A 24,610-nucleotide genomic window follows, 5' to 3' on the forward strand; every position below is an offset into this window, starting at 1 on the left:
ATCTTATAATCTATGAAGTAGATTACGCGGTGATACCCTAGTTTCAACAGTCGTTGAGAGAATTGGGGGAGCGATGGCCCTACAAGTACACGGATCCCTCACCAAAACCGGGTTTGCCTACCTCAGCCTGCGTGAGCTGATCATCACCGGAGAGCTAACTCCCGGTACTGCCATCCAGCAGGGGGACCTGGCGAAGAAAATGGGGGTGAGCACCACGCCGCTCCGGGAGGCAATCCGCCGTCTGTCCGCAGAGGGCCTTATTTCCCTCTCCGCCCACAAAGATGCCCGAGTCACCCAGGTCACGGCAGATGAAGCCCGCCACCTGTTGGAAGTACGGGACCAACTCGATCCCCTCGCCGCCGGTCTAGCGGCGGCCCGGCGAACCGAGGACGAACTCACCCGCATCATTCAGGCTTCTTCGCAGCTCCAGCCACTTAGCGAAGGGGTCGATCTACCAGCACTCATGGCCCATCGGGAGTTTCACCGCGCCATCTACGTGGCCTCCCATAACCCCATCCTCGTCGATCTGTTGGAACGACTATGGGACAAAGCCGACCGCTACCGGCTCATCGGGCTGCAGTCGCGGGGTGATTCCGCAGCGGAAAGCTCCCGAGTGGCAGCAGAACACCGCGAATTAGTCGACGCCATCACCGTTGGGGACTCGAAGCGGGCGGAAGCAACCATGCGACGCCACATTCAGGGCAGCCTCGGTGGGCGGGCCATCGAGGTGCTGGAGGCCACTTCCCACACGTAACTTTCCAGCGCTCTCCAGCGCACCCCTGGCGTTGAACCCCTGCAAACTTCTGCCATGCCTCACGTCACAATCCGTGAATACTGTGATGGACTTCATGGTGTGCAACTTATAAGATGCAGAGACCGAGCTAACCCAAGCTCGATCCCGCAGATTTGGAGGGGCAGCACCCAATGTCGAGATCCCACGATTCACCAGCCAGAACACCCCTTAGAACAGCGATAACCGTCATTGCCGCAGTGGTGGGCCTCGCCCTCGTCATTCTTGGCGTCACGGACGCAGCGCGATCAGAATCAGGATCCAATGCCCGCGCCAGCCTCACACTCATCGCCCCGGCCAATGCGGGCGGCGGATGGGATGGGGCTGCGCGTGAGGCGCAACAGGCCCTGCGAGCCGAGGGAATTGTCAACAGCCCGCAGGTGGTCAACATCCCCGGCGCGGGTGGCACCATCGGGCTCAGCCAGCTCGTAGAAATGCCCGGCGAATCCACCACTCTCATGGTCATGGGCATCACGATGCTGGGGGCGATCAATATCAACGGCTCCGGGGTCAACTTGGGTGACGTCACCCCCATTGCCCGTCTCACCGACGACTACGATGTCGTCGTTGTTCCCATTGACTCGCCCTACAACTCCGTCGATGAACTCGTCGCGGATTGGAAGCAAGCACCCGGAACGTTCGCTTTCGGCGGCGGCTCCCTCGGCAGCCTCGACCAGATGATCGTTGCCCAGATCGCCAGTGCCGCCGACATGGATCCCACCGAGATCAACTACATGGCCCATTCTGGCGGAGCGGAGCTCGCCACCGCGCTGCTGTCCGGCACGATCTCCGCTTCCGTCAGCGGCTACGCCGACTTTGAAGACCAGGTCCAAGCCGGCCGCCTCAAGGTCCTGGCGGTGTCGGCTGAGGAACCCGTCGAAGGAATTGATGCCCCCACCCTCGTTGACGAGGGGTACGACGTCACGCTGACTAACTGGCGCGGGGTCGTCGCCCCGCCGGGAATCACCGATGAGCAGCGAGCAGAGCTCGAAGCCATCGTCAGCGAGATGATCGCGTCCGACAGCTGGGCGAACGCCCTCGAACGCAACCAGTGGACGGACACGTCCCTCGTGGGGGAGGCCTTTGCCAAGAACCTCGAGGAAGAAATCGCGATCGTCGACGCCATTTGGTCCGACCTCGGATACTGATCCCGACCCCGACACACCTAGGACAATCACATGACCATCACCACTGAACAGCCCACTGAACAGCCCCCAGAACAGTCACCGGAACAATCGCCGGGGTCACGCGAGCACCTCTTCCTTAAGGGATACGGTTCCCTAGTCGTTGCCGCAATCCTGGCAGTATTCACCGTTTATGTCATCTACGGCATCCTCACCATGGATGTTCCTGCGTCGGCGCAGTCACCGGGTCCAAAGCTCTATCCCAGCTTGCTGGCCGCCTTCTCCACCGTATTGGTGGTGGCGCTGGTGGTGGAAACCTTCCGCCATCCCGAATTCGACCGTGGCACCCGATACGTGCCGCCGGTCGGGGAGGACGTGGCGGAGAGCATGCTCCCCGTCACGCAGACCAACAGGCGCGGGCTGCTCATCGCCATCATGGCCTTCGGCGTGTTTGCCCTGGTGCTGGAGCCACTGGGCTGGATCATCAGCGCGGCGCTGCTTTTCTGGGTGCTGTCCTTGGCGCTCGGCGGAAAGAAGCCCCTGCTTAACCTCGCAGTTGGTCTGGTCGTGTCCTCGGCTATCCAAGTTGCCTTCTCCATGGGCCTCGGGCTTTCCTTGCCGGCTGGAATCTTGGGAGGCATCTTCTAATGGAACAACTCCAGCTACTTTTTGGCGGATTCTCCGCCGCTTTTGATCCGATGAACTTGCTGTGGGTGGTCATTGGAGCGCTCCTCGGCACGGCCGTCGGTGTCCTCCCCGGCATGGGTTCGGCGATGGCCGTGGCCCTGCTGCTGCCCATCACCTTCAGCCTTGACCCGACGGCGGCGTTCATCATGTTCGCCGGGGTCTACTTTGGTGGGTTGTTCGGTGACTCCACGATGGCCATCCTGGTGAACACGCCGGGTGGTTCCACCGCCATCGCGACCTCCTTCGAGGGGCACAAGATGGCGTTAGCTGGCCGCGCGCCGCAGGCCCTGGCTACCTCCGCCATCGGTGCTTTCACCGGTGGCCTCATCGCCACGACCCTGGTCGTTTTCTTCGCCCCCAAGTTGGCCGAGTTCGCTATCCTCTTCGGCCCCGCTGAATACTTCGCGCTCGCGGTTTTCGCCTTCCTGGCGTGTTCGGCCGTTGTCTCAGATTCCCTCATCAAAGGACTCTCCTCGCTGGTGATTGGCTTGCTCATCGCCACCGTCGGTATCGATGGGATCTCCGGTACGCAGCGGTTCACCGGGGGAGTCCCGGAGCTTTTCGACGGCATCAGCATCATCGTCGTCACCGTCGGCATCCTCGCACTGGGCGAGGTTTTCTACGTTATTTATCGCCGGAACACGAACCCGAAGGCGCCGAAATCCGGAATGGGTCGCCCGTACCTGTCCTGGGCGGAGTTCCGGGAGGCATTCCCCGCCTGGCTCCGTGGTGCCGGTTTCGGTGTGCCGTTCGGTGTCATCCCCGTCGGCGGCGCCGAAGTGCCCACCTTCATGGCCTACGCCACGGAGCGTAACCTCGACGCGCGCCGCAAGGATCCCCAGTTTGGCAAGGGGGCTATTCGAGGTGTCGCTGCGCCGGAGGCGGCGGGTAATGCGACGGCCGGCACCGCGATGGGTGCCCTGCTTGCCATGGGCCTGCCAACCTCCGCCACTGCGGCGATCATGTTGGCGGCGTTCCAGCAGTACGGCATCCAGCCGGGACCGCTGCTCTTCGATCGCAATGCTGACCTCGTCTGGCCGTTGTTGGCGTCGCTGTTCATCGGCCTCGTGGTGTTGCTCATCCTCAACCTGCCGCTGGCTCCGATGTGGGCGAAGCTGCTCCTCATTCCTTCGCACTTTCTTTACGCCGGGATTGCGTTGTTCTGTGCGCTCGGGGTGTACGCCACGTCGGCGTCGGTGACCGATCTCATCCTCGTGCTGGGGATTGGCATCCTTGGTTTTTTCATGCGCCGCTATGATTTCCCGCTCGCCCCGGTCATGATCGGTGTCATCCTCGGCCCGTTGGCTGAGACGAGTTTCCGCAATGCGTTGCTGTCCTCGGGCGGTGACTACAGCATCTTGGTGGGCTCCTGGATCACGTGGTTGCTGTACGCCATGATGAGCGTTGTTCTGGTCGCGGCTGGCTACAAGCACTACTCCAACGCGCGGAAGCGCCGTGAAGGGCACAGTGAACACGGGCAGGCTGTGCTGACGCCGCAGTCCTAGGTGAGCCTCGCCGGGTCGTAGACTTGACGGCATGGTGTCCAGACTCCGGCGGGTCGATCCGCTCATTGTGCTTATCGTCCTGGCGGTCGTTGTCGCCCTCATCGCTCCGGCGCGGGGGGAGTTTGCTAGGTACTTTTCCATCGCGACGAATCTGGCCATCGCGCTTTTGTTCTTTCTTTATGGGGCTCGCCTGTCTACCCGTGAGGCCCTCAAGGGGCTCATGCATTGGCGCTTGCATCTGTTGATTTTGGGGTTTACGTTCGTCGTGTTTCCCCTGCTCGGTTGGTCCTTGCAACCGTTGACTCATGTCATTCCTGAGAGCCTCTACCTGGGTATTCTTTATCTCACGCTCGTGCCGTCGACGGTGCAGTCCTCGGTGGCTTTCACGTCGATCGCTAAGGGTAACGTCGCCGGGGCGATCGTCGCGGCGAGTGCCTCCAATTTGGCGGGCGTGTTCCTCACTCCGCTGCTGGTCATGCTGTTCATGTCTCAGGGCGGTGGCATTCATGTCGATGCCCAGGTGTTCCTCGACATTGCTGTCCTTCTGCTGTTGCCGTTCATTTTGGGGCAGCTTGCCCGCCGCTGGGTGAAGGGCTTTGCCGCTAACAAGGCCACCAAGCTGGTGGACCGGGGCTCGATCACGATGGTCGTGTACTCAGCATTTTCGGCCGGGGTGGTCAGCGGCGTGTGGGGTCAGGTGTCGGTGGGGGAGATTGCGTTCCTCATTGGGTTGTCGATCGCGATGGTGGCGTTGATGTTGTGGCTCACCCGCTTCGTTGCGCGACGTCTGGGCTTTGATGAGAAGGACGTCAAGGCCGTCCAATTCTGCGGCACTAAGAAGTCGCTGGCGACGGGGCTGCCCATGGCGTCGGTCATTTTCGGTGGGGCAAACCTGGGGTTGCTTATCTTGCCGCTGATGATCTTCCACCAGGTCCAGCTGATGATGTGTTCCTGGCTGGCAGCGCGCTACGCCCGCGAGGCCCGCGGCGGCGAGCCCACCAAAGTGCATTACTGAGTGCTTATCGACGCCCGCCGGGCTTGCACTTCGACATCAAACCACCGAAGATGTTTCACGTGAAACAGCACCTTTACGTTCGTATCGACATGAGCATCCCCGGCGCCGGGTCCGTCACCCACCTCGCCGAGTTGGAAGAGATCGACCCAGAAACCTGCACCATGCTGCGCATCATCGAGCTCGACCCGGCGGAACGCATCCGCGGGGCAGCCACCCAGGAGACCTCTGCCGGCATGAATAATCGCCCCCAAGCAACTGTCCCGCACCCGGATACCTACGCGGATTTCCCGGACATCGAGGCCCGAAAGCTCACCAACGACGAGTTCGAAGGCCTGTGGGCGGAAGCCGCCGCAGCGTTCCCGGAACTCTAGAAGACGAGATTCACCAGCAGCATGTAGACCGCGGTTCCCCCCAGGATGGAGAGGCCGGAGTCGCGCCGCCACGCATGCAGACCCAGGGTGAACGCCAACGCGATGAGGGCGGCCCACACTCCGCCGGGCGCCTTCGCCTGTCCGAATAGCGTGTACACGACGAGGACCACCATGACGCCCACGGGCATCATCCGGCCGAGCAACGCGAAAAACTCGTTGCCCTTGAGGACATTGACAAAGGCGAAGGGAAGCCACCGCAGGGCCAGCGTCACCAACGCGATGGGCAGCAAGACCGCCAGGGCGCCGGTGAGGGTCACCCCTTCAGGCAGGCCGTAGTTCATCGACTCCGCCTCCATTCCAGCTTCTGGTCCAGGGCGGGGGAGAGGAATCGCGCCAGGAGGGTGAAAAAGTACAGCAGCAACGCGATCATGAGAAGGTGCGCGGGGGACACCAAGCCCACGAGCACACCGAGGACGAGGGCGATGATGGGGAGCGACCAGTCCGGATTGTTGCGGAAGGTCTCCCACGCCAGCACGGCGAACAACGCCACCAAGGCGAACTCCATGCCCTGCAGGCCCGAGGGGATCACTCCACCGACGAGCGCACCGACGATACCGGCGATAACCCACGAGGACTGGCAGAAGATCTGGATGGTGAGGACCCAGGGACCACTCACCTTGCCCGGGGGGCGGGCGGAGACGATCGCGTAGTTCTCATCGGTGAGGGCATAGGTCGAATACGCGCGACCGACCCGGCTGCGGATGGCATCGCGCGGGAAGGTGAGGCCGTAGAAGATGTGGCGGAAGTTCACCATGAAGCCGGTGATCGCTGCGGAGACCGGGCCGACGCCGGAGGTGATGAGGCTGATCGCGAGGAACTCCGTTGACCCGGCGTAGATGACCAGGGAGAAGATGGGGGCCCAAAACCAGGCGAAACCCACCTGAGTAATGAGCAGGCCGAAGGCCAGCCCGAGGGGAATGAGACCGAGGGCGACGGGCCAAGCCTCGCGCAGGCCCTTCTTTATTTCTTCGCCGACCATCCTTAGTTATCCACCAAGTCGGCCGGGAACGTAGAGAACAACGGAAGGGGCATCTGCTGGCGGCGCATGACATCACCCCACAGATCGGCGCGACCAGGCGCCACCACGTCGGTGGGTAGGGCGGGGGCGACGAACCAATCGCCGCGCTCGATCTCCTCGTCGAGCTGGCCGGGTGCCCACTCGGCATAGCCGGCGAACAGGCGCACGCCTTCGACGAGCTCGGCGATCTCCTCCGGGTCGGCGCGCAGATCGACATGGGCGAGGCGGTTGGCCAGGCGATTGAGCTGGGGTGCCTGACCCGGGTCGACTCCCGGCTTGGTCATGGCCAGGCCAACGACGGACTGCTGGCTCAGCGGCCCACCAATGTAGAGGGCTTGAGGTTTGGCGACGGCGGGGAGCCATTCGGGCATGACGTTGAACACCGCGACGTCACTCCGCGAGGCGAGGTTGACGCCGAACGTCAGGTGATCGTTGTGCTCGATGATGAGCACGACGGAACGGTTGAACTCTTCGGACAGCATGCCGGGGGCCGCAACGAGCAGCATGCCGGGCTCGGGCTCGTTGCGCTCGAGGGCATTGAATAAGCGGTCGGCGAAAAAGTCAGGCATTGACACGCTATTGTCCTTCCTCACGATGTGACTGTTCAGCTTCCCACCACTGGCGCAGTTCTGCAATCGCAACCTCGCGCTCCAACGGCCCGCGCTCCAGGCGCAGCTCCTTCATGAATGCCCACGCCTTACCCACCTCGGGCCCCGGAGGCAGGGAAAGGAGGTCCATGATCTCGTTGCCATCGAGGTCCGGTCGCACGCGGGCGAGGTCCTCCTTGGCGGCGATATCGGCGATGCGCTCTTCCAGGTGATCGTAGGTGCGCTGCAGGCGGGCCGCCTTTTTCTGATTGCGGGTGGTGCAGTCCGCGCGCACGAGTTTGTGCAGGCGGGGGAGGAGTTCGCCGGCGTCGGTGACGTAGCGGCGCACGGCCGAATCGGTCCACTGGCCCTCGCCGAAGCCGTGGAAGCGCATGTGCAGGTAGACGAGTTGGCTGATGTCGGAGGTGACGTGCTTGGGGTATTTCAGGGTGCGCAGACGCTTGCGCACCAGCTTGGAGCCGACGACCTCGTGGTGGTGGAAGGAGACACGGCCGTCCTCGAAGGAACGAGTGGCGGGCTTGCCGCTGTCGTGGAGCAACGCCGCCCAACGCAGCACGAGATCCGGGCCGTCTTCTTCCTGGTCGATGGCCTGGCGGAGGACCTGCATGGAGTGGGCGTAAACGTCCTTGTGCTGGCGGTGCTCATCTTGCATCGCCTGCATTGCGGGGATTTCCGGGAAGACATAGCCCGCGATGCCGGTGTTGACCAGCAGGTTCATTCCGGCCCAGGGGGCGGCGCCGAGCATGAGTTTGTCCAGCTCCACCTGGATCCGCTCGACGGTGATGCGCTCAATCTGCCCGGCCATGTCAGTCATGGCGGAACGGACCCGATCGGTGACCCCGAACCCGAGCTGGGAGACGAAGCGGGCGGCGCGCAGCATGCGCAGGGGATCGTCGTTGAAGGAGATTTCGGGGGCATCGGGGGTGTCCAGGCAGTGACTGATCACATCATCGAGCCCGCCGAGGGGGTCGTGGAAACGACCCTCCAGCGCGCCGTCGATAAGCGACAACTCGACGGCCATCGCATTGCAGCGGAAGTCGCGGCGAATGAGATCACCCTCGAGGGTGTCGCCGAACATGACGGCCGGGTTGCGGGACTGCCCGTCATACGTGTCGGAGCGGAAGGTGGTGATCTCGACTTGCTGGCCGTATTTGACGGCGGAGATCGTGCCAAAGTCAATGCCCGTGTCCCACACGGTGTCAGTCCAGCCGTTGAGGATCTCCAGGATGAGGTCGGGGCGGGCAGGAGTGGTGAAATCGAGATCATCGCCCAACCGGTCGAGGACCGCGTCGCGCACGGAACCACCGACGAGATATAGAGGAACATCCCTTGCCGCGAACGCCGCCACCAAATCGGACAGCACCGGGGACAGCCCGACGATGGTCTTCTCAGCCCGCGATAACAGGGCCAGGGGGGTCAGTGGAGCGTCCGCAAAAGTCACAGCCACCAATCTACCGGTGACACACGGGCGTTCGGGAATTTCGAAAGGTGCTCCCAGCGGATACGATGGCGGGGATGACTGACATTGAGCGGGGATCGGATTCCCATGATCCGAAGCGTCGGCGCCGCCGCCGGCGTTCGCGTCGCCGTGCCCAAGGCGCCCCGGAGGAGGGGCAGAAGTCCCAGAAGGCTGAATCCTCGGGATCCTCGGGATCCTCAGGAACAACCGGCGACGAGGATAAAGGGCGCGGCCGCCGGAAGTCAGGCAACCGCGATGGCTCCGGCAACCGTCGGCGCTCGGCCTCGCAACGCTCCAACCAGCGCGGCAATCAGCGCAATGCGCAGCAGAAACGCCGCTCACCGGCCAATAGCCGGATGGTTACCCGCGATGAAACCTCCGCCGGTGGGCTCGTCGTGTCGGGCCTGGCAGAAGCCGTCAATGATGCCGGTGAGGTTGATCTCAGCCGGGTGTATGTCGCATTGATCGGGCGCCTGGATCGCCGCGGCCGCCTCCTGTGGTCCATGCCAAAGGGGCATGTGGAACCGGGGGAGGATCGCCGGGCGACGGCCGAGCGCGAGGTGTGGGAAGAAACCGGCGTGCACGGAAAAACCTTCGCTGACCTCGGTGTTATTGATTATTGGTTCGTCTCCGAGGGGGTGCGCATCCACAAGACGGTGCACCACCACCTGCTGCGGTTCGTCGATGGCGGCCTCAACGATGAGGACCCGGAAGTCACCGAGGTGTCGTGGATTCCCGTCTCCGAGCTCATTGAGCACCTGGCTTATGCCGACGAGCGCAAGCTCGCCCGCACCGCGCACGACCTTCTGCCTGAGTTGGCGCGGGAGGAGAAGGCCGCCGGAAGGGCGACCCCGAGGTGAGCCGCTCGCAGCGCCTCCTGGTTGCCGGGGTATTGCTGTGCTTATCCACGCCCGCTTGGGTCACCCCCGCACACGCCCTCCCAACCCCCGTCAGCCCCGATGATCCGTCGGTCGCCGAGCAGTGGGTCAATCCGGCAGCCCGCGGCGAGTCCGCAGACGGCATCGGTCTCGAGCTTTTCGACGCCCCCGATCTCGGCGCCGCGCAGCTGGCACCGGGCCAGCAGCTCACCGTCACCCTCACGGTGTCGAATGATTCAGCAACCACCGCCAGCAATCTCACCCTGCGCCCGCAGCGTGGCTATGCCACGCCGACGGCGGGGCAGGCCCGGCAGGCGCTGAGCCGGGACGATTCTGCGTACCCGTTTGGGGCGGCGTCGATAAGCATCTCTGGCTCTGTGGCGCCGGGGGAGCGGCGCGACGTCACCGTCGCGATCAGTGCCGCCGACCTGGGTCTCGAGCCCGGCGCGGTGTACCCGGTGATGTTTGCGCTGAGCGGCTCGCTGGATGAAGGCGGCGAGCGGCAGCTGAGCAGCGAGCGGATGCTGGTGTCCGTGGCCAGCGACGGGGACGCCCCCGCGACTCAGGCGCCCGGGCTCAACCTCTTGTACCCCTTGACGGCGGAGATTGACATTGTGCCGGGGGAGTTGGGGACCGCGCCGGAACAACCGGCGCTCATCCTCAGCAGCGATCAGCTCGCCGGCCAGCTGGCTGAGGGCGGTCGGCTGGAACGCCTGCTGTCGACGTATCGCTACGCCATCACGGAGGGACCCCACGCCACGAACCTGCGCGAGGGTTCGTGCCTGGCCATCGATCCTGCCCTGGTGGATACCGTCGCGCGGATGGCAGACGATGGCTACGTCGTTTCTGATACCCGCCCGTCGCCGGTACAAAAATCGCAGCGGCTGCGCGATTCCTGGGGCAGCAGCGACGACTCGGATCAGGGCGAGCAGGGGACCGGTACGGAGCAGGCCAGGGAGTGGCTCTCGGCTTTGCGCGAGGTTGCCTCCCGCAGCTGTGTGGTCGCCCTGCCCTGGAACAATGCCGACCTCAACGCCGTCGCCGCCACCCGCGACGAATGGCTCTTCCGCGAATCCGTGGAGCGCGGCCCGACCGTCCTCCGCGACGAACTGGGTGCCACGCCGGTGAGTAATCTGGTCATCCCCAACAGCGGTTACGTCACCGAGCAGGCCGCCCCGGCACTCGGCTGGGCCGACCAGTCCACCTCGACCGTGTCCACGGGCGGCATGCAGCAGACCTGGGAGCGGGAAGTCGCCGCCCTCGCGCCGCAGGAACCGACCACGGATGATGACACCGCTCTGGAATCCACCGATCTCACCCCGACGGGGCCTGCGGTGCCGGTCGCACCCGCCCAGCCGGTGAGCGTCCTCGTTGCCGACAACACAACGTGGGGAGTGCCCTCGACCGACTCCTCCGCCCTGCTCGCGCCGGGTATCCACGCCTGGAAGTTCCCCGGCGCCTTGGGCGCCATGCTGGCGTCGACGGGACCCGCGCCCGCGACGACCGGCTACTCCAACCCGGAGGCACGATACGACTACCGACAGGATTCCACCGCGGCCCGCGCCATCTCAGCGGGCGCGGCGCTGCGGCTGACCGTGGCCGAAAAGTCGCTGCCGGGGGAGTGGGCGCAAAAGCCCGACCCCATCTTCGCCGTCCCCCCGGCCAACCTCGACCCCGGCACCGCGGCAACGCTGCTGGACACGACGTCCGCTCTGTTCGCTAGCTCCGCGGCGCTGCCCTTGGCGCTCGGCACCGCGATCAGTGGCCCGACCGGGCTGGATGACCAGCCGATCGCCCCGCCGACGCCGGGTGTCGTGCGCTTCGGCAGCCCCTACATCGACCCATCAGTGATCAGCGACGCCGAGGTGCTGCGCGCGGGCCAGCAAGCCCGCTACATCGACGATCTCACCCGCATCACCCTCAACGACCCCGCAATTGCCCTCAACCGCTACGGCTTCACCTTGCCGCTGCGCCGCGATGTCGTGTCCTCCCTCACCGCCACCGACCGCAACAGCATCGGCACCTACGACACGGCCGTGCTCCGCACCGATGAGCGCCTCGATGCCAACCGCCAGGCCCTCCAAGACCTGCGCGGGTCGGTGGCGCTCATCCCGCCGGGCAATGTGTACACGCGGGTATCGGAAAGCTCACCGCTGCTCATCGTCGCAGAAAACGGCCTCCCGCTGCCTGTCGACGCCGAGTTGGCGTACTCCGGGCCCACCGGTGCCCACGTCAACGTCCCCGAGCGGGTCCACATCCCCGCCCACGGGTCGATCACGGTACAGATGACCGCGGACCTGCCCTCCGGGCGGGATCAAACCCAGCTGCAGCTGTGGTTGGCCACTCGCGACGGCTCGCCCATCTCCACTCCGGTGGACATCACCGTGCAAACCCGGGCCGGTATTGTCGGCACCTACGGAATCGCGCTGCTCCTCATCATCGGGCTCACCCTGGCATTGGTGTTCCGGGTGGGGCGCCGACGCTCCGACAAGCGTCGTCAAAGTGAACAAACCAAGAATGGTTAGGTCAAAGTGACTACCAACGAGAATGTCCCTTCTCCCCCTGTCGGACAGCGTGCGCGCTTTTCCACGCCGACCCCTCCCGCCCCGGTCCCGGACCGGCGCACCGGTTCCGGTGCTGCGGCTGCACGGGAGCGGGACCGTTCGACGCTGACCGCCGCGCCGGGTGCGGCGGGTACTGGGGCGGTGGGGGAATCTCCGCTCGCCTCGGCGGGTGCCGTGCTGGCGGTCGCTGATGACAATGACTCGGGAAAGGTCGCGACGGATTCAGAGGTGGTCCGCGCCGGCGGTTCCATGGCGGTGGCCACGCTCGTCTCCCGTATCACCGGTTTCCTGCGCAACCTCCTCATTGGTGCGGCGCTCGGCCCCGCGGTGGCGTCGGCGTTCAACTCGGCGAACACGCTGCCCAACCTCATCACGGAGATCGTCCTTGGCGCCGTGCTCACCTCGCTGGTGGTGCCCGTGCTCATCCGCGCGGAAAAGGAAGACCCCGATAGGGGAGCGGCGTTCTTCCGGCGCCTGTTCACCCTGTCCGCCTCGCTGCTCATCGTGGTGACGGTGCTGGCCGTGATCGCCGCGCCGATTCTCACGCGCATCATGCTCGATGACGAGGGCAAGGTCAACGTCATCCAGGCCACCTCATTTGCCTATCTACTGCTGCCGCAGATCTTCTTCTACGGCATCTTTGCGCTGTTCATGGCGGTGCTCAACACCAAGTCCATCTTCAAACCTGGTGCCTGGGCGCCGGTGGCCAACAACGTCGTCTCCATCACGGTCCTCGTGCTGTACATGACGCTGCCGGGCTTCCTCAATCCCCACGCCCCCTCCGGCATCCTCGACCCGCACGTCATGCTGCTCGGCGCGGGCACCACCCTGGGCGTGATCATCCAGTCGCTCATCATGCTGCCGTACTTGAAGAAGGCGGGCGTGGACCTGCGGCCCCTGTGGGGGATCGACCACCGGCTGCGCCAATTCGGCGGCATGGCCATGGCCATCATCGTGTACGTGGCCATCTCGCAGGTTGGCTACATCGTCACCATGCGTATCGCCTCCGAGGCCCATGCCTCCGCGCCGAACATTTACCAGCAGGCCTGGCTGTTGCTGCAGGTGCCCTACGGCATCATCGGCGTCACCCTGCTCACCGCGATCATGCCCCGCCTGTCCCGTAACGCCGCGGACGGCGACGACAAGGCCGTGGTCGGCGACCTCAACCTGGCTTCCAAGCTGACGTTCATCGCGCTCATCCCCATCGTCGTCTTCCTCACGGCGTTTGGGCCCCAGATCGGCATGGGCCTGTTTGCCTACCGCAACTTCGACGGCGCCTCGGCCACGCTCATCGGCCTGACGTTGAGCTTCTCCGCGTTCACGCTCATCCCTTACGCCCTCGTGCTACTTCACCTGCGCGTGTTCTACGCCCGCGAGGAAGCCTGGACCCCGACCTTCATCATCGCCGGCATCACGGTGACCAAGATCGTCCTCTCACTGCTGGCACCGACGGTGGCCACCGCCCCCGAGCGCGTCGTCGTCCTCCTCGGTGCCGCCAACGGCTTCGGCTTCATCACCGGCGCCGTCATCGGCGCGCTGCTGTTGCGCCGCAAGCTCGGCCACCTGGGCACCCGATCGCTCATGCGCACGACGATCTGGGCAGCGGCCGCCTCGCTCGTCGGCGTCGCCGTGGCCTTGCTGGCTGATTACCTGCTGCTGTTCTTCGCCGAGCCACTGTTCCGCCCCTTAGGGTCCGTTGGCTTCCTGCTGCGGATGTCCATCGTCGGCCTCATCTTCCTCATTGTCACCGGAATCGCCCTATCGTTCTCCCGCCTCCCCGAGGTGCAAAACCTCGGCCGCGTGCTCGGCCGGATCCCCGGCCTGTCCCGCATCATCCGCCCCGACACCTCCCGCGAGATCCAGGTGGAAGAGCCCAGCGTTGGCGAGATGTCCAGCCAGCTCATGGCGATGGACCCCTTCAATGCCTCCCCGGTGCCGCCGCCCATGTCCGCCGGTGTCGTCCGCGGCCCGCGCCTGGTCCCCGGCGCGCCGGTGTCCGACGGCCGCTTCCGCCTCCTCGCCGATCACGGTTCCGTGCCGGGCGCGCGCTTCTGGCAGGCGAAGGAGCTCGCCACCGGCCGCGAGGTCGCCCTGAGCTTCGTCGACACCACCGGCAGCGCGCCGATGGCCCCGACCTCCTCCGCGGCGGCCGCGGGCATCGCCTCTGAGGTCTCCCGCCGCACCCGCAAGGTCGCCGGGCCGGACGTCGAGGCTCTGGCGTACCGCGCCGGCTGCCTCATCGTCGCCGACTGGGTGCCTGGCTCCTCCCTCAAGGCCGTCGCCGAGTCCGACGATCGCCTCGATCCCCAGGCCGTGGCACTGGCTCTCGCCCCGCTGGTCGAGTCCGCCGCCCGCGCCCACGAGTCCAACTCACCGTTGGGCCTGGACAACCGCGCCCGCATCCGCATCTCTACCGACGGCACCGCGGTGCTTGCCTTCCCGGCAGTGCTGCCGGGTGCCTCCATCGACCGGGACCGCCAATCCATTGCCTCCGCGCTGGCCCTCCTCGCCGCCTCGAGCACCGGGCTTGATCACTTGGTCGCCGCGGCGCGCGCAGAGAATGCGGACATGCACGATCTCGCGCGTGAACTCCGAGCTTTCGCCGGGGTGGAAGACGCCGATGACGGGGCCGAGCGGGCCGAGGAAGTCCTTGTCGTTGCCGAGGACTCCGTTCCCAAGCCCTCCGCCCAGCCCGGCTTCGGGTCCAAGGCCTATTCGGGCCGGATGACCACCCTCATCGCCCTGCTCGCCATCGGTGCGGTGGTCTTGGTGGCCACCCTCACCACGTACGTCGCGTCGATCTTTGGCAAGGACAACGTCGAAGCCCCGGTCACTAGCGATTCCCTACAGCGCTCCAGCGACGCCGCCCCGACGGCCCTACCCATCATCCTCAACCCCTCCGGGACGAGCGCGCCCGAGGTCACCGATGATGATCCCGACACCGGCTGGACACCCGCCGCCTTCCCCTCCGGCGTCACTATCGACGTCGGCGAGCAGTTCTCCCTGCGAAACGTCCTGGTCCAGGCCACCAACCCCGGTGCGTCGTTCGAGATTTACTCCATCAGTGATGCCACCAGCCTCACGCCTGGCGACGCCCCGCGCCTCGCTCAGGGCACCCTCCACGCCGGCACCACAACGATCGGGCTCTCACAGCCCGTCGAAGTCACCGCCGTGTTGCTGTGGATCACCGAGCCGGCTGCCGATGGCGCCGCCACCACCATCGCCGAGGTGGATCTGGTGGGTACTCGCTAGGGGTGGTTCCCACCGGAGTGGGCGAATATTGCTCCTCCGGTGGCGAGGTGGCTCGCCCTAGGGTGGACTGGGTGGGTCACCGAAATTTCCGGGGGGAAATGATGAACCAACCAGACGGGGCTCTCATAGATGCCTACATCGCCGGGGATATGCGGGCCTTTAGCAAGATCGTGGAAAAGCACCGCGCCCGACTCCTCTGGGTCGCCCGCAAATACGGCCACAACGAGGAAGACGCCAACGACATCCTCCAGGAGGCCTTCCTGCGTGCCAGCCGAAAACTGCACACCTACCGCCACGAAGCGAGTCTGAGTACCTGGTTACACCGGCTGGTCATGAACACTGGCTGGGACTTCCGTAACCACCGCAACCAGGTCGAACTCGCCGTCTTGGACTCCGAGACCGTCCCGCACGAGATAAACCTCAAGCTCGCCGTCGACCCCATCCACCACAAAGAAACCCTCCTGCACCTGCAGGAGGGTTTAGCTAAGCTCTGCCCGAACCAGCGCGAGGCCCTTTGGCTTATCGACGTCGCCGGGTATTCCATCGCCCACGTCGCCCAGCAGGAGGGGGTCCAGCCGGGCACCATCAAGTCGCGCCGCGCTCGCGCGCGGCAGGCGCTGAGGGAAAACATGGGGGAGAGTGTGGCGCCGGAATGAACCACGGTAGCTGGGCGTTGTAATGGGAGCGGAGGATAGACTTAGGCCGCAGACTTTTCATTGACAACCCTCAGGAGACCCCACGTTATGACCGCTGTAGACACCATCCACGATGTGGCGATCATCGGTTCAGGACCCGCCGGTTACACCGCGGCGTTGTACGCCGCCCGCGCGGAGCTCAAGCCCATCGTTTTTGAAGGCTACGAGTACGGCGGATCGTTGATGACCACCACCGAGGTGGAGAATTACCCCGGCTTTGAGAAGGGCATTATGGGCCCGGACCTCATGGTGGAGATGCGTTCCCAGGCCGAGCGATTCGGCGCCGATCTGCGCATGGAGCTGGTCGACTCGGTGGAGCTCGACGGGGAGATTAAGAAGATCCACGTGGGCGATGAGGTTTTCCAGGCCCGCACGGTCATTCTCGCCACGGGTGCCGCCCCTCGCTTGCTCGGCGTGCCCGGCGAATCAGAGCTCATGGGACGTGGTGTTTCTAGCTGTGCCACCTGTGACGGGTTCTTCTTCAAGGGCGCTGAGATCGCCGTGGTCGGTGGTGGCGACTCCGCTATGGAGGAAGCTACCTTCCTCACCAAGTTCGCGGACAAGGTGACCATCATTCACCGCCGCGAGGGTTTCCGTGCCTCGCCGATCATGCTGGACCGCGCGAAGCAGAACGACAAGATCGAGTTCGCGTTGAACAAGGTCGTCGACCGCGTCATCGAGGGCACCGGCGATCAGGCGGGCAAGGTCGCGGGCCTCATCCTGCGGGACACCGTCACCGGAGAGGTCTCCGAGCTGCCTGTGTCGGCCATGTTCGTCGCCATTGGCCACGATCCGCGCTCGGGCTTCCTTAACGGCCAGGTGGACCTCAACGCCGGCGGGTACGTCCAGGTTGCGGAGCCCTCCACTCACACGAACCTCGCTGGCGTCTTCGCTGCGGGCGACTTGGTCGATGATCATTACCAGCAGGCCATCACCGCTGCCGGCTCCGGCTGCCGCGCGGCTCTGGATGCCCAGCACTACCTCGAAAACCTCTAAGGAGACTGAGCGTGAGCAACGTCATTGACGTCACCCAGGCCACATTCAAAGATGTCGTCATCGATTCGGACAAGACGGTCATCGTCGACTTCTGGGCGGATTGGTGCGGGCCCTGCAAAAAGCTGAGCCCGATCATTGAAGAGATCGCAGATGAGATGGGAGATAAGGTCACCGTGGCCAAGGTGGATGTCTCCGCCGAACGGACCCTCGGGGCCATGTTCCAGGTCATGTCGATCCCGGCTGTCATGTTCTTCAAGAACGGCGAGAAGGTCGATGAGTTCGTTGGCCTGCAGCCGAAGTCCGCGATCGTGGCGAAGCTGGAATCTCATCTCTGACTGGTAGTCTGAGACTTCGAAAGTTCGGACTGGACGTGTTTCCCTGGAAGGAGTGTCGTGACGAAGATTCTACGTGTCGGGGATCGTAGCCCTCGGGTTGCAGAGGCTCGTTCGACGCTCGCTCGTCTCGGATTGCTCCCCGGTTTTGAGGACGCCCTCACCGACTGGAAGTCCCAGAAGTTCGATGAGGAAGACAAGCTTTTCAACGAGGAGCTTTCGGTCATCCTCAAGGCCTTCCAGCAGTCCCGCGGCATCATTCCCTCCGGCGCCATCGATGAGACGACGCTGCGGGAGCTGCGCCAGGCCTCTTACAAGCTCGGCGCCCGCGTGTTGTCTTTCCAACCGGGCAATGAGCTGGTCGGCGATGATGTCTCCCAGCTGCAGAACCAGCTGCAGGAGCTGGGTTTTTATGCCCATCGCATCGACGGGCACTTCGGTAAGGCCACCTATGAGGCGTTGGTGAATTTCCAGCTCAACTCAGGACTCCAGGACGATGGGGTCTGCGGTCCCGACACGATCCGCGCCCTCAAGCTGCTGGGTCGTCGCATCACGGGTGGTTCCCCGCAGGCGATTCGGGAGCGGGAAAACGTCCGTAGTGCTGGCCCGAAGCTGGCTGGCAAGCGCGTGGTCATTGACCCGGCATTTGGTGGTTCTGACCAGGGCCGCAGCGTGATGGGTCTCTATGGTGAGATCACCGAGGAGGAGATCCTGTGGGATCTGGCCTCCCGCCTCGAGGGCCGCATGGTCGCCGCGGGCATGGAAACCATCATTTCCCGCCCCCGCATGGACAACCCCTCCTCCAAGACCCGGGCGGAGATCGCCAATGCCTTCGGCGCGGATCTCATGATCAGCCTGCAGTGCGATTCTTATCCCAACGAGAAGGCCTCCGGCGTGGCCACCTTCTACTTCGGTTCGGATCATGGCGATAGCTCGCTGACGGGTGAGACCCTCTCGGGCTATGTCCAGCGGGAGATCGTGGCTCGTACGGAGCTGCAAAGCTGCGGCATCCACGCCCGCACGTGGGAGTTGCTGCGCTTGACGCAGATGCCCACGGTGGAGCTGGTGGCGGGCTACCTCTCTAACCCCGACGACGTCGCCAAGCTCACGAATCCTGCTATCCGGGACAATATTGCGGAGGCCATTGTCGTGGCCGTGAAGCGGCTCTACCTGCTAGATCAAGATGATCAGCCGACCGGAACGTTCAAGTTCGCCGAGCTGCTCAAGGCGGAAAACCTCTAGCAGGAGCGCGCGCGGGCGAGGAGCAATTCCACGTCCGCGGCCGAGAGCAGATCCTGCTGGGGTGGCAGGTCGAGGCGCAGGCGGGGGAGCACCGGGTGGTCGGCGATGACCTTGAAGCCGGCAGCCTCCAACACCGAGACGGAGATCAGTCCGATCTCGGGGGCAGAACGCACCAGGTCCCCAACGGCGCCGCGCAGCAAGAAGTCGACGTCGGGGCGGGCGAAGAAATCACTGCGCCAACCGAACGCCTCGATGGCGGGGACGTCCCGGCCGACGAGTTCCATGATAACGGCGTCGAGAAGCACGGCCTCCAGGCCAACACCGGCGAAGCCGGGGTCAATGAACAGTGACGTGAGCAGCTCCGCATCCGCAGAGACGGGGGCGGTGGGCAGTTGGGCGGCACCGGGGGCATCCGCACGCGAGCAGTACAAGACGGTAGCCACGGCATGATTGAAGGTGCTCCGGGCGATGGAGAAGCCGCAGGAGCCGTAGTCGAACAGGGTGCGAGCCAGCCAGGCCTCTTTTTCAAAGGCCGGGTCACTCGTGGCCAGGACGGTCGCGGCGGCGTCGGCGTCAAGCTCCCAAAAGATCGAGCGCGCGGCCTGCGGGTGAATCTGGTCCAGCGTTTCCTGGCTCAGGGGTATCAGCGTCGCGTACACGCTCGTCGCCTGCGCTATCCCTGACCCTCGATGAGCGCGAGGATCCGCTCAAAGTCCTCCGGGTCACCGAACTCGACGACCATCTTGCCCTTGCGGCGGCCCATGGTGACGGTGACTTTGGTGTCCCACTCATCGGCGAGGCGGTCGGCGGCGCGAAGGAAAGCTTCCGGCTGCGCGATCGGCGCGGCCTGCTTCTTTTCCGCCGGTGCCCCATTGCGATTGAGCAGCGTGACAGCCTCTTCCGTCGCGCGCACACTCATGCCCTCGGCGACAACGCGCTCCGCGAGGTGATCCTGCGCGGCGGCGGTATCGTCACCGAGCTTGACGCCGGCGATCGCCCGAGCGTGACCCGAGGACAACACCCCAGCCGCCACCCGCCGCTGCACCGCCACCGGCAAGGTGAGCAAACGCAACGTATTGGTGATCACCGGGCGGGAACGGCCCAAGCGGTCCGCCAGCTCGGTCTGGGTGACGCCAAACTCCTCCAACAGCTGCTGGTAGGCCGACGCCTCTTCCAGCGGGTTGAGCTGCACCCGGTGAATGTTCTCCAGGAGCGCATCGCGCAGCATGTCGCCGTCATCGGTCTCCCGGACGATCGCCGGGATGGTACTCAGCCCGGCCTTCGACGACGCCCTCCACCGGCGCTCGCCCATGATGATCTCGTAGGTGGAGTCATCCGCCGCCCGCCGCACAACGATCGGCTGCATGAGCCCGAACTCACGAATCGAATGGACCAGCTCGGCCAGCGCCTCCTCATCGAACACCTGGCGAGGCTGCTGCGGGTTGGGCACAATCTCCCCGAGGGGGATCTCGCGATAAGTCGCGCCGATACCGGCTGCCGGTGCTACGTGCTTGTCTGCGCCCTTTTCGACGCCCTTATCGACGCCCTTATCGACGCCCGCGCTTGCCTCGCGCTTAGCCGGTCCCGCAGTGCTGGCCTGGCGGGCACCTTTGGTGCCGCCGAGGATGACGTCCGCAGCACCGTCACCCAGGCGGGGCGAGCCGGACGTCGGGCCGGAAGGAATGAGGGCGGCAAGTCCACGACCCAGGCCACCCTTGCGGGGTTCCTGCATGATCTTGGGGGCACCCTTGGGCAGCTTTTTTGCCTGCGAATCGGTCATTATTGCTCCTCCGAAGTGTCCAAGGCGTTGAGCTCAGCGGCGGTTTCCGGGCTCACACCGATGGCGCCGGTGGACGCCACCGCCTGGTAGTCACCCCGAGCGCCGAACTCCCACGCGGCATCGAGGTAGGCCATCGCTCCCTTCGAGGAGCGGTCGAATTGAATGATCGTCTGCCCGAATCCGGGCGCCTCGGAGATCTTCACCGAGCGGGGGATGAGGTTGACCAACACCACGTCGCCGAAGTGCTGGCGCACCTCGGTGGCCACCTGCTCCGAGAGCTTGGTCCGGCCGTCATACATCGTCAACAAGATGGCGGAGATGTGCAGGTTGGTATTCAGGTGCTCGCGAATCATGGTGATGTTGTTGAGCAACTGACCCACCCCCTCGAGGGCGTAGTACTCGCACTGGATGGGGATGAGGACCTCGTCGACGGCCGTCATCGCGTTGATGGTGAGCAGTCCCAGGGAGGGCGGACAGTCGATGAAAACATAGTCGAAGCCCTGGTCCTGGATGAATCCGCGCCGCAAAGCATCGTGGAGCCGGTATTCGCGGCGCACCATGCTCACCATTTCAATTTCCGCGCCCGCGAGGTCAATGGTGGCGGGGATGCAATAGAGATTGTCGTGGGCCGTGGACTGCTGCATGGCTTCGAGGCCGGTGGCCTCGCCGATGAGCATTTCGTAGCTGGACGTGGTGCCGGAGGTATGGACGGCACCGAGTGCGGTGGAGGCGTTGCCCTGGGGGTCGAGGTCGATGACCAGCACCTTGTTGCCGTGCTCCGCCAAGCTAGCAGCGAGATTGACCGATGAGGTGGTTTTCCCCACCCCACCTTTTTGGTTTGCGACGGTGATCAGGCGTGGGCGTTCCGGCTTGGGCAGCGTGGCCCTGGGGGAACGAACCCGTGTGTGGTCATCCATGGATGTGCGTGGACCTCTTCCTGCACTTGTCGACGTAGCTCTTACTACCTTAGTGGTTGCTCACCGGGTAGTGAGCACTTCCTCAGCGCACCCGGGGGATACGGATGAGGGTGGTCGGCTCTGCCAGCAGTTTCCCACCCACGCTGAGGATGTCCGCCTTCCCGCCGCCGGCCCGTTTGATCTCCCGGGCATCGCGGTCAAGCTCTTCGGTCACCGAGGAACCCTTCATCGCGATCATCGAGCCCCCGACGGTGACCAGGGGCAGCGACCACCCGGCGAGCTTGCCCAGGGGGGCAACGGCCCGGGAGGTGACCACATCGATCGCGCCCAGCTGCGAACGGACCTCCTTGTCCTCCGCCCGGCCGCGGATGACGGTGACGTTGGGCAGCGCGAGCTGTTCCACTACCTCCGCCAAGTAGACCGAGCGCTTGAGCAGCGGCTCAATGAGGGTGATCTCCAGGTCGGGTCGGGCCAACGCCAGGGGGATGCCCGGCAATCCCGCCCCGGAGCCGATATCGGCGACCCTGATCCCGTGGTCCATGACCTCGCCGATGACCGCACAGTTGAGGATGTGGCGTTCCCACAGGCGGGGCACCTCGCGGGGGCCGATAAAGCCGCGCACCGAACCGTCGGTGGCCAGGGAACGGTGATAGGACTCGGCCAGGGGCAGGAGATCACCGAAGATCTCCGCGGCGGCGGCCGGGGTGGGTTCCAGAACGGGATCCGGGGTCTGACTCATGGTCCTGAGACTACCTGGTGGTCATGGGCGTGAATCAACACAGCCACCGCGCTGAGGCGGTGGCTGTGGGGATAAGGCGATGAAGCGATTACTTCTTCTTCTTTTTGTTCACTTTGCGGGCGCCGGGTGCCGGGGCGGTCGTGCGCTTGAGGGCTTTGCGGGCCTCTTCCTCGGCGGCCTCTTCGGCGTCCATCTTGTTGAAGATGTAGCGCTGCTGGAAGAAGGTCCACACGTTGTTGGAAACCATGTAGAACAGCAGGCCGATGTGCCAGAGGAAGCCGGTGAACAGGATGGTCAGCGGCATAAACCACAGCATCATCTTGTTCATCACGGCCATCTGGGACTGCATCATCTCGGCGCGGTCGCCGGAGGGGGCGGCCTGCTTGCCGGAGGCGATGCGAGCGGCCTGGCGGTCGATGGACATACGGGCGTTGAAGTGGGTGGCCACGGCAATGATGAGCACCAGCGGCACGGCGACGAACATGATGTCGGTGCGGGTGAAATCAACGTTGGGGAACGCGGCGTACATTTCCTGCGGCATCGAGATGAATGCCGAGAGCGGAACGCCGAAAATGGTGGCGTCGAGGAAAGACTGCACGTCGTCGACACCGAAGATGTAGTTCGGCGTGTTGTAGTTCTGCTCGATGGACATCCCGAGCTGGCCGACGCCTTCGCCGGTGCGGTTGAAGGAACGCAGCACGTGGAACAGGCCGATGAACACGGGGATCTGCACCAGCATGGGCAGACAGCCGGCGATGGGGTTGACGCCCATCTCCTTCTGGAGCTTGCGCGTCTCCTCCATCATCTTCGTCTGGTCATTTTTGTACTTGGTGCGAATTTCCTGCATCTTCGGCTGCATCTCTTGCATCTTGCGGCCGGAGCGCAGCTGGTTCATCGTCGGCCTAAACAGCAAGGCCTTGATGGTGAAGGTGAGGAAAATGATGGCTAGCACCCAGGAGATGCCGGAATCCGGGTCCAGGACAAAGCTAAAAGCTTTGTGCCAGAACCACAGGATGGCCGAGATCGGCCAATAGATGAAGTTGAGCACCTGTGTCAGAACTCCTTGATGTCAGTTGATGTCAGGTTTCGCGTTACGACGGGGTCATACCCGCCCGGGTGCCACGGACCACACTTGCTCAGTCGAGCCAGCGTCATAACAACGCCGGTGGCGGCCCCGTAGCGTGAAACGGCCTCTAAAGCGTAGGCGCTGCACGTTGGTTCAAAACGGCAGGACGACCCCATCTTAAGCGGGGACAGATAGTTTTGGTAGAAACGCACTGCCGCTGCCAGCCCTCGGGCGACGAATCCCCGCGGAGTGGGCAGGCCGTCATCCATGGCTTACTCCCAGTTTTCGCAGTGCGGTGTCCAGGTCGCGGTCGAGCTCGCTTGTCGACGCCGTCCCTGCCGCAGGCAGGGCACGAATCACCAGGTCAGTGGGGATTGCGAGGGAGTCAAAGCGTCCCGCACAGATATGTCGAAGCCGTCGGGTGGTGCGGTGACGGATCACCGCGTTCCCAACGGCTTTAGAGACAATGAACCCGACGCGGGGGCCGCCCTGGAGGGCGACATCCGCGTCGGGCATGCTGGAGCGATCCACGAGGTGGACCACCACGGTGCGGGTTCCTGCGCGACGTCCACGCTTCATCGTCCGACTAAAATCGGACGGTGATGTGAATTTATGCTGCTGAGGAAGCACCGGGGTGTGCTCCTTCTAAGCGGTGAGCTTGGCGCGACCCTTACGACGACGAGCCGAGACGATTGCACGACCGGCGCGGGTACGCATACGGGTACGGAAGCCGTGCACGCGTGCACGACGACGGTTATTTGGTTGGAACGTCCGCTTGCCCTTTGCCACGGTTGTTCTCCTCTACGTAACGCGGAGGCTGACCGGGATCAGCCGTCCGTTCAAATGTGAAATGACAGTTTTGAGATGCCCCGGGTGGCAAGATTTCTCCACCTGTGGCGCGCAGGGTCCACACAGACGCGCGGCGGGGTAGTGCGTGCCGCGGCCCGAATTCAGTGCCGACTCTGCTCTCACACACACCCTCCGGCGAAGTTCTCAGGCCGGTGAAGACATGAGGCGACGTGTCCGGTGGTGTGACAGACCATGCCAGACTACGCGAATGCGCGGACCTCGAACAAATCGACACGCCCACTCGTTCACCTGGGGCGAGCGGGGGCACCTGAAATAACATCATTGTCTTTCAGTGCTGGTTACCGGGGTCTTTGCTTATTCGTCCTGGCAACCTTCCGCTCAGTCGTGGGTGCCCCGGACGCTGGCGCCACACGACTGAAAGCAAATCACTAGACAGCGCTTCCAGCGAGCTAGTAACAATAGAGCAATCAGAATGAATCACACCGTGTGAGTGAATGGATCTGTGGATAACTGTAAATTAGAGGTTGAGAGTTTTAGTCTTTTCTCCTTTAATGCCAGGTCACAGCCTTAAAACTCCCGAAATAGGTTATCCACAAGCTTTCGACTAGGCTGTGGATAACATATCCGGGGGTCCGTTCTCCACACCTGTGGATAACTTTGTGGATAGCGAGGTTGCAGCCACTTTTTTAGTGAATCTGGCCT

25 protein-coding genes are annotated in these 24,610 nt (G+C 64.0%); 13 read left to right on the forward strand and 12 right to left on the reverse strand.

The genetic code is table 11. From position 1 onward, the window contains the following. Window positions 1–73: 73 nt before the first annotated feature. The 6 genes from CTEST_RS12855 (at window position 74) to CTEST_RS12880 (ending at window position 5,492) form a co-directional block, all read left to right on the forward strand. Entirely contained in the window at window positions 74–754 is a 681-nt protein-coding gene (locus tag CTEST_RS12855; protein ID WP_047254080.1) for a GntR family transcriptional regulator, read from the forward strand. A gap of 236 nt (window positions 755–990) precedes the next feature. Then, a complete protein-coding gene (locus tag CTEST_RS12860; protein ID WP_236686103.1) occupies window positions 991–1,938 on the forward strand; it encodes a Bug family tripartite tricarboxylate transporter substrate binding protein in 948 nt (315 codons plus the stop codon). Between the two features lie 30 nt (window positions 1,939–1,968). Then, window positions 1,969–2,562, forward strand: a complete 594-nt coding sequence (locus CTEST_RS12865) for a tripartite tricarboxylate transporter TctB family protein (protein ID WP_052844403.1) — start codon at window positions 1,969–1,971, stop codon at window positions 2,560–2,562. Continuing rightward, window positions 2,562–4,106, forward strand: a complete 1,545-nt coding sequence (locus CTEST_RS12870) for a tripartite tricarboxylate transporter permease (RefSeq protein WP_047254082.1) — start codon at window positions 2,562–2,564, stop codon at window positions 4,104–4,106. The genes CTEST_RS12865 and CTEST_RS12870 overlap by 1 nt, the downstream gene beginning before the upstream one ends. Window positions 4,107–4,137: 31 nt before the next feature. Continuing rightward, window positions 4,138–5,121: a bile acid:sodium symporter family protein gene (locus CTEST_RS12875; RefSeq protein ID WP_047254083.1), complete on the forward strand. Its 984-nt coding sequence runs from the start codon at window positions 4,138–4,140 to the stop codon at window positions 5,119–5,121. A gap of 50 nt (window positions 5,122–5,171) precedes the next feature. Then, window positions 5,172–5,492, forward strand: coding sequence for a hypothetical protein (locus CTEST_RS12880; RefSeq protein ID WP_047254473.1), 321 nt, complete (start codon window positions 5,172–5,174; stop codon window positions 5,490–5,492). Here the strand turns inward: CTEST_RS12880 and CTEST_RS12885 are convergent. The 4 genes from CTEST_RS12885 to CTEST_RS12900 are packed head-to-tail and all read right to left on the reverse strand — an operon-like array spanning window position 5,489 to window position 8,619. Beyond that, window positions 5,489–5,848 carry a branched-chain amino acid transporter permease gene (locus CTEST_RS12885; protein ID WP_083985635.1) on the reverse strand — a complete coding sequence of 120 codons (360 nt, stop codon included), beginning with the start codon at window positions 5,846–5,848 and terminating at the stop codon, window positions 5,489–5,491. The genes CTEST_RS12880 and CTEST_RS12885 overlap by 4 nt on opposite strands. Beyond that, the gene (locus tag CTEST_RS12890) at window positions 5,830–6,531 is read right to left on the reverse strand and encodes an AzlC family ABC transporter permease (RefSeq protein WP_047254085.1); all 702 of its coding nucleotides are present in this window, start codon (window positions 6,529–6,531) and stop codon (window positions 5,830–5,832) included. The genes CTEST_RS12885 and CTEST_RS12890 overlap by 19 nt, the downstream gene beginning before the upstream one ends. 2 nt (window positions 6,532–6,533) lie before the next feature. Beyond that, complete coding sequence (locus CTEST_RS12895; RefSeq protein ID WP_047254086.1) at window positions 6,534–7,139, reverse strand: YqgE/AlgH family protein; 606 nt, start codon at window positions 7,137–7,139, stop codon at window positions 6,534–6,536. Window positions 7,140–7,146: 7 nt separating this feature from the next. Further along, window positions 7,147–8,619 carry a CCA tRNA nucleotidyltransferase gene (locus CTEST_RS12900; protein WP_047254087.1) on the reverse strand — a complete coding sequence of 491 codons (1,473 nt, stop codon included), beginning with the start codon at window positions 8,617–8,619 and terminating at the stop codon, window positions 7,147–7,149. Window positions 8,620–8,693: 74 nt separating this feature from the next. Between CTEST_RS12900 and CTEST_RS12905 the strand changes: the two genes are divergently transcribed. The 7 genes from CTEST_RS12905 to CTEST_RS12935 all read left to right on the forward strand — a co-directional run bounded on the left by CTEST_RS12905 (window position 8,694) and on the right by CTEST_RS12935 (window position 18,596). After that, a complete protein-coding gene (locus CTEST_RS12905; protein ID WP_047254088.1) occupies window positions 8,694–9,497 on the forward strand; it encodes an NUDIX hydrolase in 804 nt (267 codons plus the stop codon). Next, complete coding sequence (locus tag CTEST_RS13630) at window positions 9,494–12,040, forward strand: hypothetical protein (protein WP_047254089.1); 2,547 nt, start codon at window positions 9,494–9,496, stop codon at window positions 12,038–12,040. The genes CTEST_RS12905 and CTEST_RS13630 overlap by 4 nt, the downstream gene beginning before the upstream one ends. Before the next feature lie 6 nt (window positions 12,041–12,046). Next, on the forward strand, window positions 12,047–15,331 hold the full coding sequence (locus CTEST_RS12915) for a lipid II flippase MurJ (protein ID WP_047254090.1): 3,285 nt from the start codon (window positions 12,047–12,049) through the stop codon (window positions 15,329–15,331). 98 nt (window positions 15,332–15,429) lie between these two features. Further along, window positions 15,430–15,987 (forward strand): sigma-70 family RNA polymerase sigma factor, encoded by a 558-nt coding sequence (locus CTEST_RS12920; protein WP_047254091.1) that lies wholly within the window; start codon window positions 15,430–15,432, stop codon window positions 15,985–15,987. Between the two features lie 87 nt (window positions 15,988–16,074). After that, entirely contained in the window at window positions 16,075–17,022 is a 948-nt protein-coding gene (gene trxB, locus CTEST_RS12925) for a thioredoxin-disulfide reductase (protein WP_047254092.1), read from the forward strand. Window positions 17,023–17,033: 11 nt separating this feature from the next. Continuing rightward, window positions 17,034–17,357 carry a thioredoxin gene (trxA, locus tag CTEST_RS12930; RefSeq protein WP_047254093.1) on the forward strand — a complete coding sequence of 108 codons (324 nt, stop codon included), beginning with the start codon at window positions 17,034–17,036 and terminating at the stop codon, window positions 17,355–17,357. Window positions 17,358–17,414: 57 nt separating this feature from the next. Next, complete coding sequence (locus tag CTEST_RS12935) at window positions 17,415–18,596, forward strand: N-acetylmuramoyl-L-alanine amidase (protein ID WP_047254094.1); 1,182 nt, start codon at window positions 17,415–17,417, stop codon at window positions 18,594–18,596. Here CTEST_RS12935 and CTEST_RS12940 read toward each other — a convergent pair. The 8 genes from CTEST_RS12940 to rpmH all read right to left on the reverse strand — a co-directional run bounded on the left by CTEST_RS12940 (window position 18,593) and on the right by rpmH (window position 23,887). Beyond that, window positions 18,593–19,255 (reverse strand): hypothetical protein, encoded by a 663-nt coding sequence (locus tag CTEST_RS12940; protein WP_047254095.1) that lies wholly within the window; start codon window positions 19,253–19,255, stop codon window positions 18,593–18,595. The two genes, CTEST_RS12935 and CTEST_RS12940, sit on opposite strands and share 4 nt — an antisense overlap. Window positions 19,256–19,269: 14 nt before the next feature. Continuing rightward, window positions 19,270–20,376 carry a ParB/RepB/Spo0J family partition protein gene (locus tag CTEST_RS12945; RefSeq protein ID WP_047254096.1) on the reverse strand — a complete coding sequence of 369 codons (1,107 nt, stop codon included), beginning with the start codon at window positions 20,374–20,376 and terminating at the stop codon, window positions 19,270–19,272. Then, window positions 20,376–21,293, reverse strand: coding sequence for a ParA family protein (locus CTEST_RS12950; protein WP_047254097.1), 918 nt, complete (start codon window positions 21,291–21,293; stop codon window positions 20,376–20,378). Before CTEST_RS12950 ends, CTEST_RS12945 begins: the two co-directional genes overlap by 1 nt. Window positions 21,294–21,375: 82 nt before the next feature. Next, window positions 21,376–22,032: a 16S rRNA (guanine(527)-N(7))-methyltransferase RsmG gene (rsmG, locus tag CTEST_RS12955; RefSeq protein WP_047254098.1), complete on the reverse strand. Its 657-nt coding sequence runs from the start codon at window positions 22,030–22,032 to the stop codon at window positions 21,376–21,378. Between the two features lie 88 nt (window positions 22,033–22,120). Continuing rightward, the gene (gene yidC / locus CTEST_RS12960) at window positions 22,121–23,080 is read right to left on the reverse strand and encodes a membrane protein insertase YidC (protein ID WP_047254099.1); all 960 of its coding nucleotides are present in this window, start codon (window positions 23,078–23,080) and stop codon (window positions 22,121–22,123) included. A 5-nt stretch (window positions 23,081–23,085) separates the two neighbouring features. After that, entirely contained in the window at window positions 23,086–23,367 is a 282-nt protein-coding gene (gene yidD, locus CTEST_RS13480) for a membrane protein insertion efficiency factor YidD (protein ID WP_083985637.1), read from the reverse strand. After that, window positions 23,360–23,728, reverse strand: a complete 369-nt coding sequence (rnpA, locus tag CTEST_RS12965; protein ID WP_083985639.1) for a ribonuclease P protein component — start codon at window positions 23,726–23,728, stop codon at window positions 23,360–23,362. Before rnpA ends, yidD begins: the two co-directional genes overlap by 8 nt. Window positions 23,729–23,743: 15 nt before the next feature. After that, window positions 23,744–23,887: a 50S ribosomal protein L34 gene (gene rpmH, locus CTEST_RS13485; protein WP_015402223.1), complete on the reverse strand. Its 144-nt coding sequence runs from the start codon at window positions 23,885–23,887 to the stop codon at window positions 23,744–23,746. Window positions 23,888–24,610 lie beyond the last annotated feature (723 nt).

It is taken from the genome of Corynebacterium testudinoris (genome assembly GCF_001021045.1).
Classification (GTDB): domain Bacteria; phylum Actinomycetota; class Actinomycetes; order Mycobacteriales; family Mycobacteriaceae; genus Corynebacterium; species Corynebacterium testudinoris.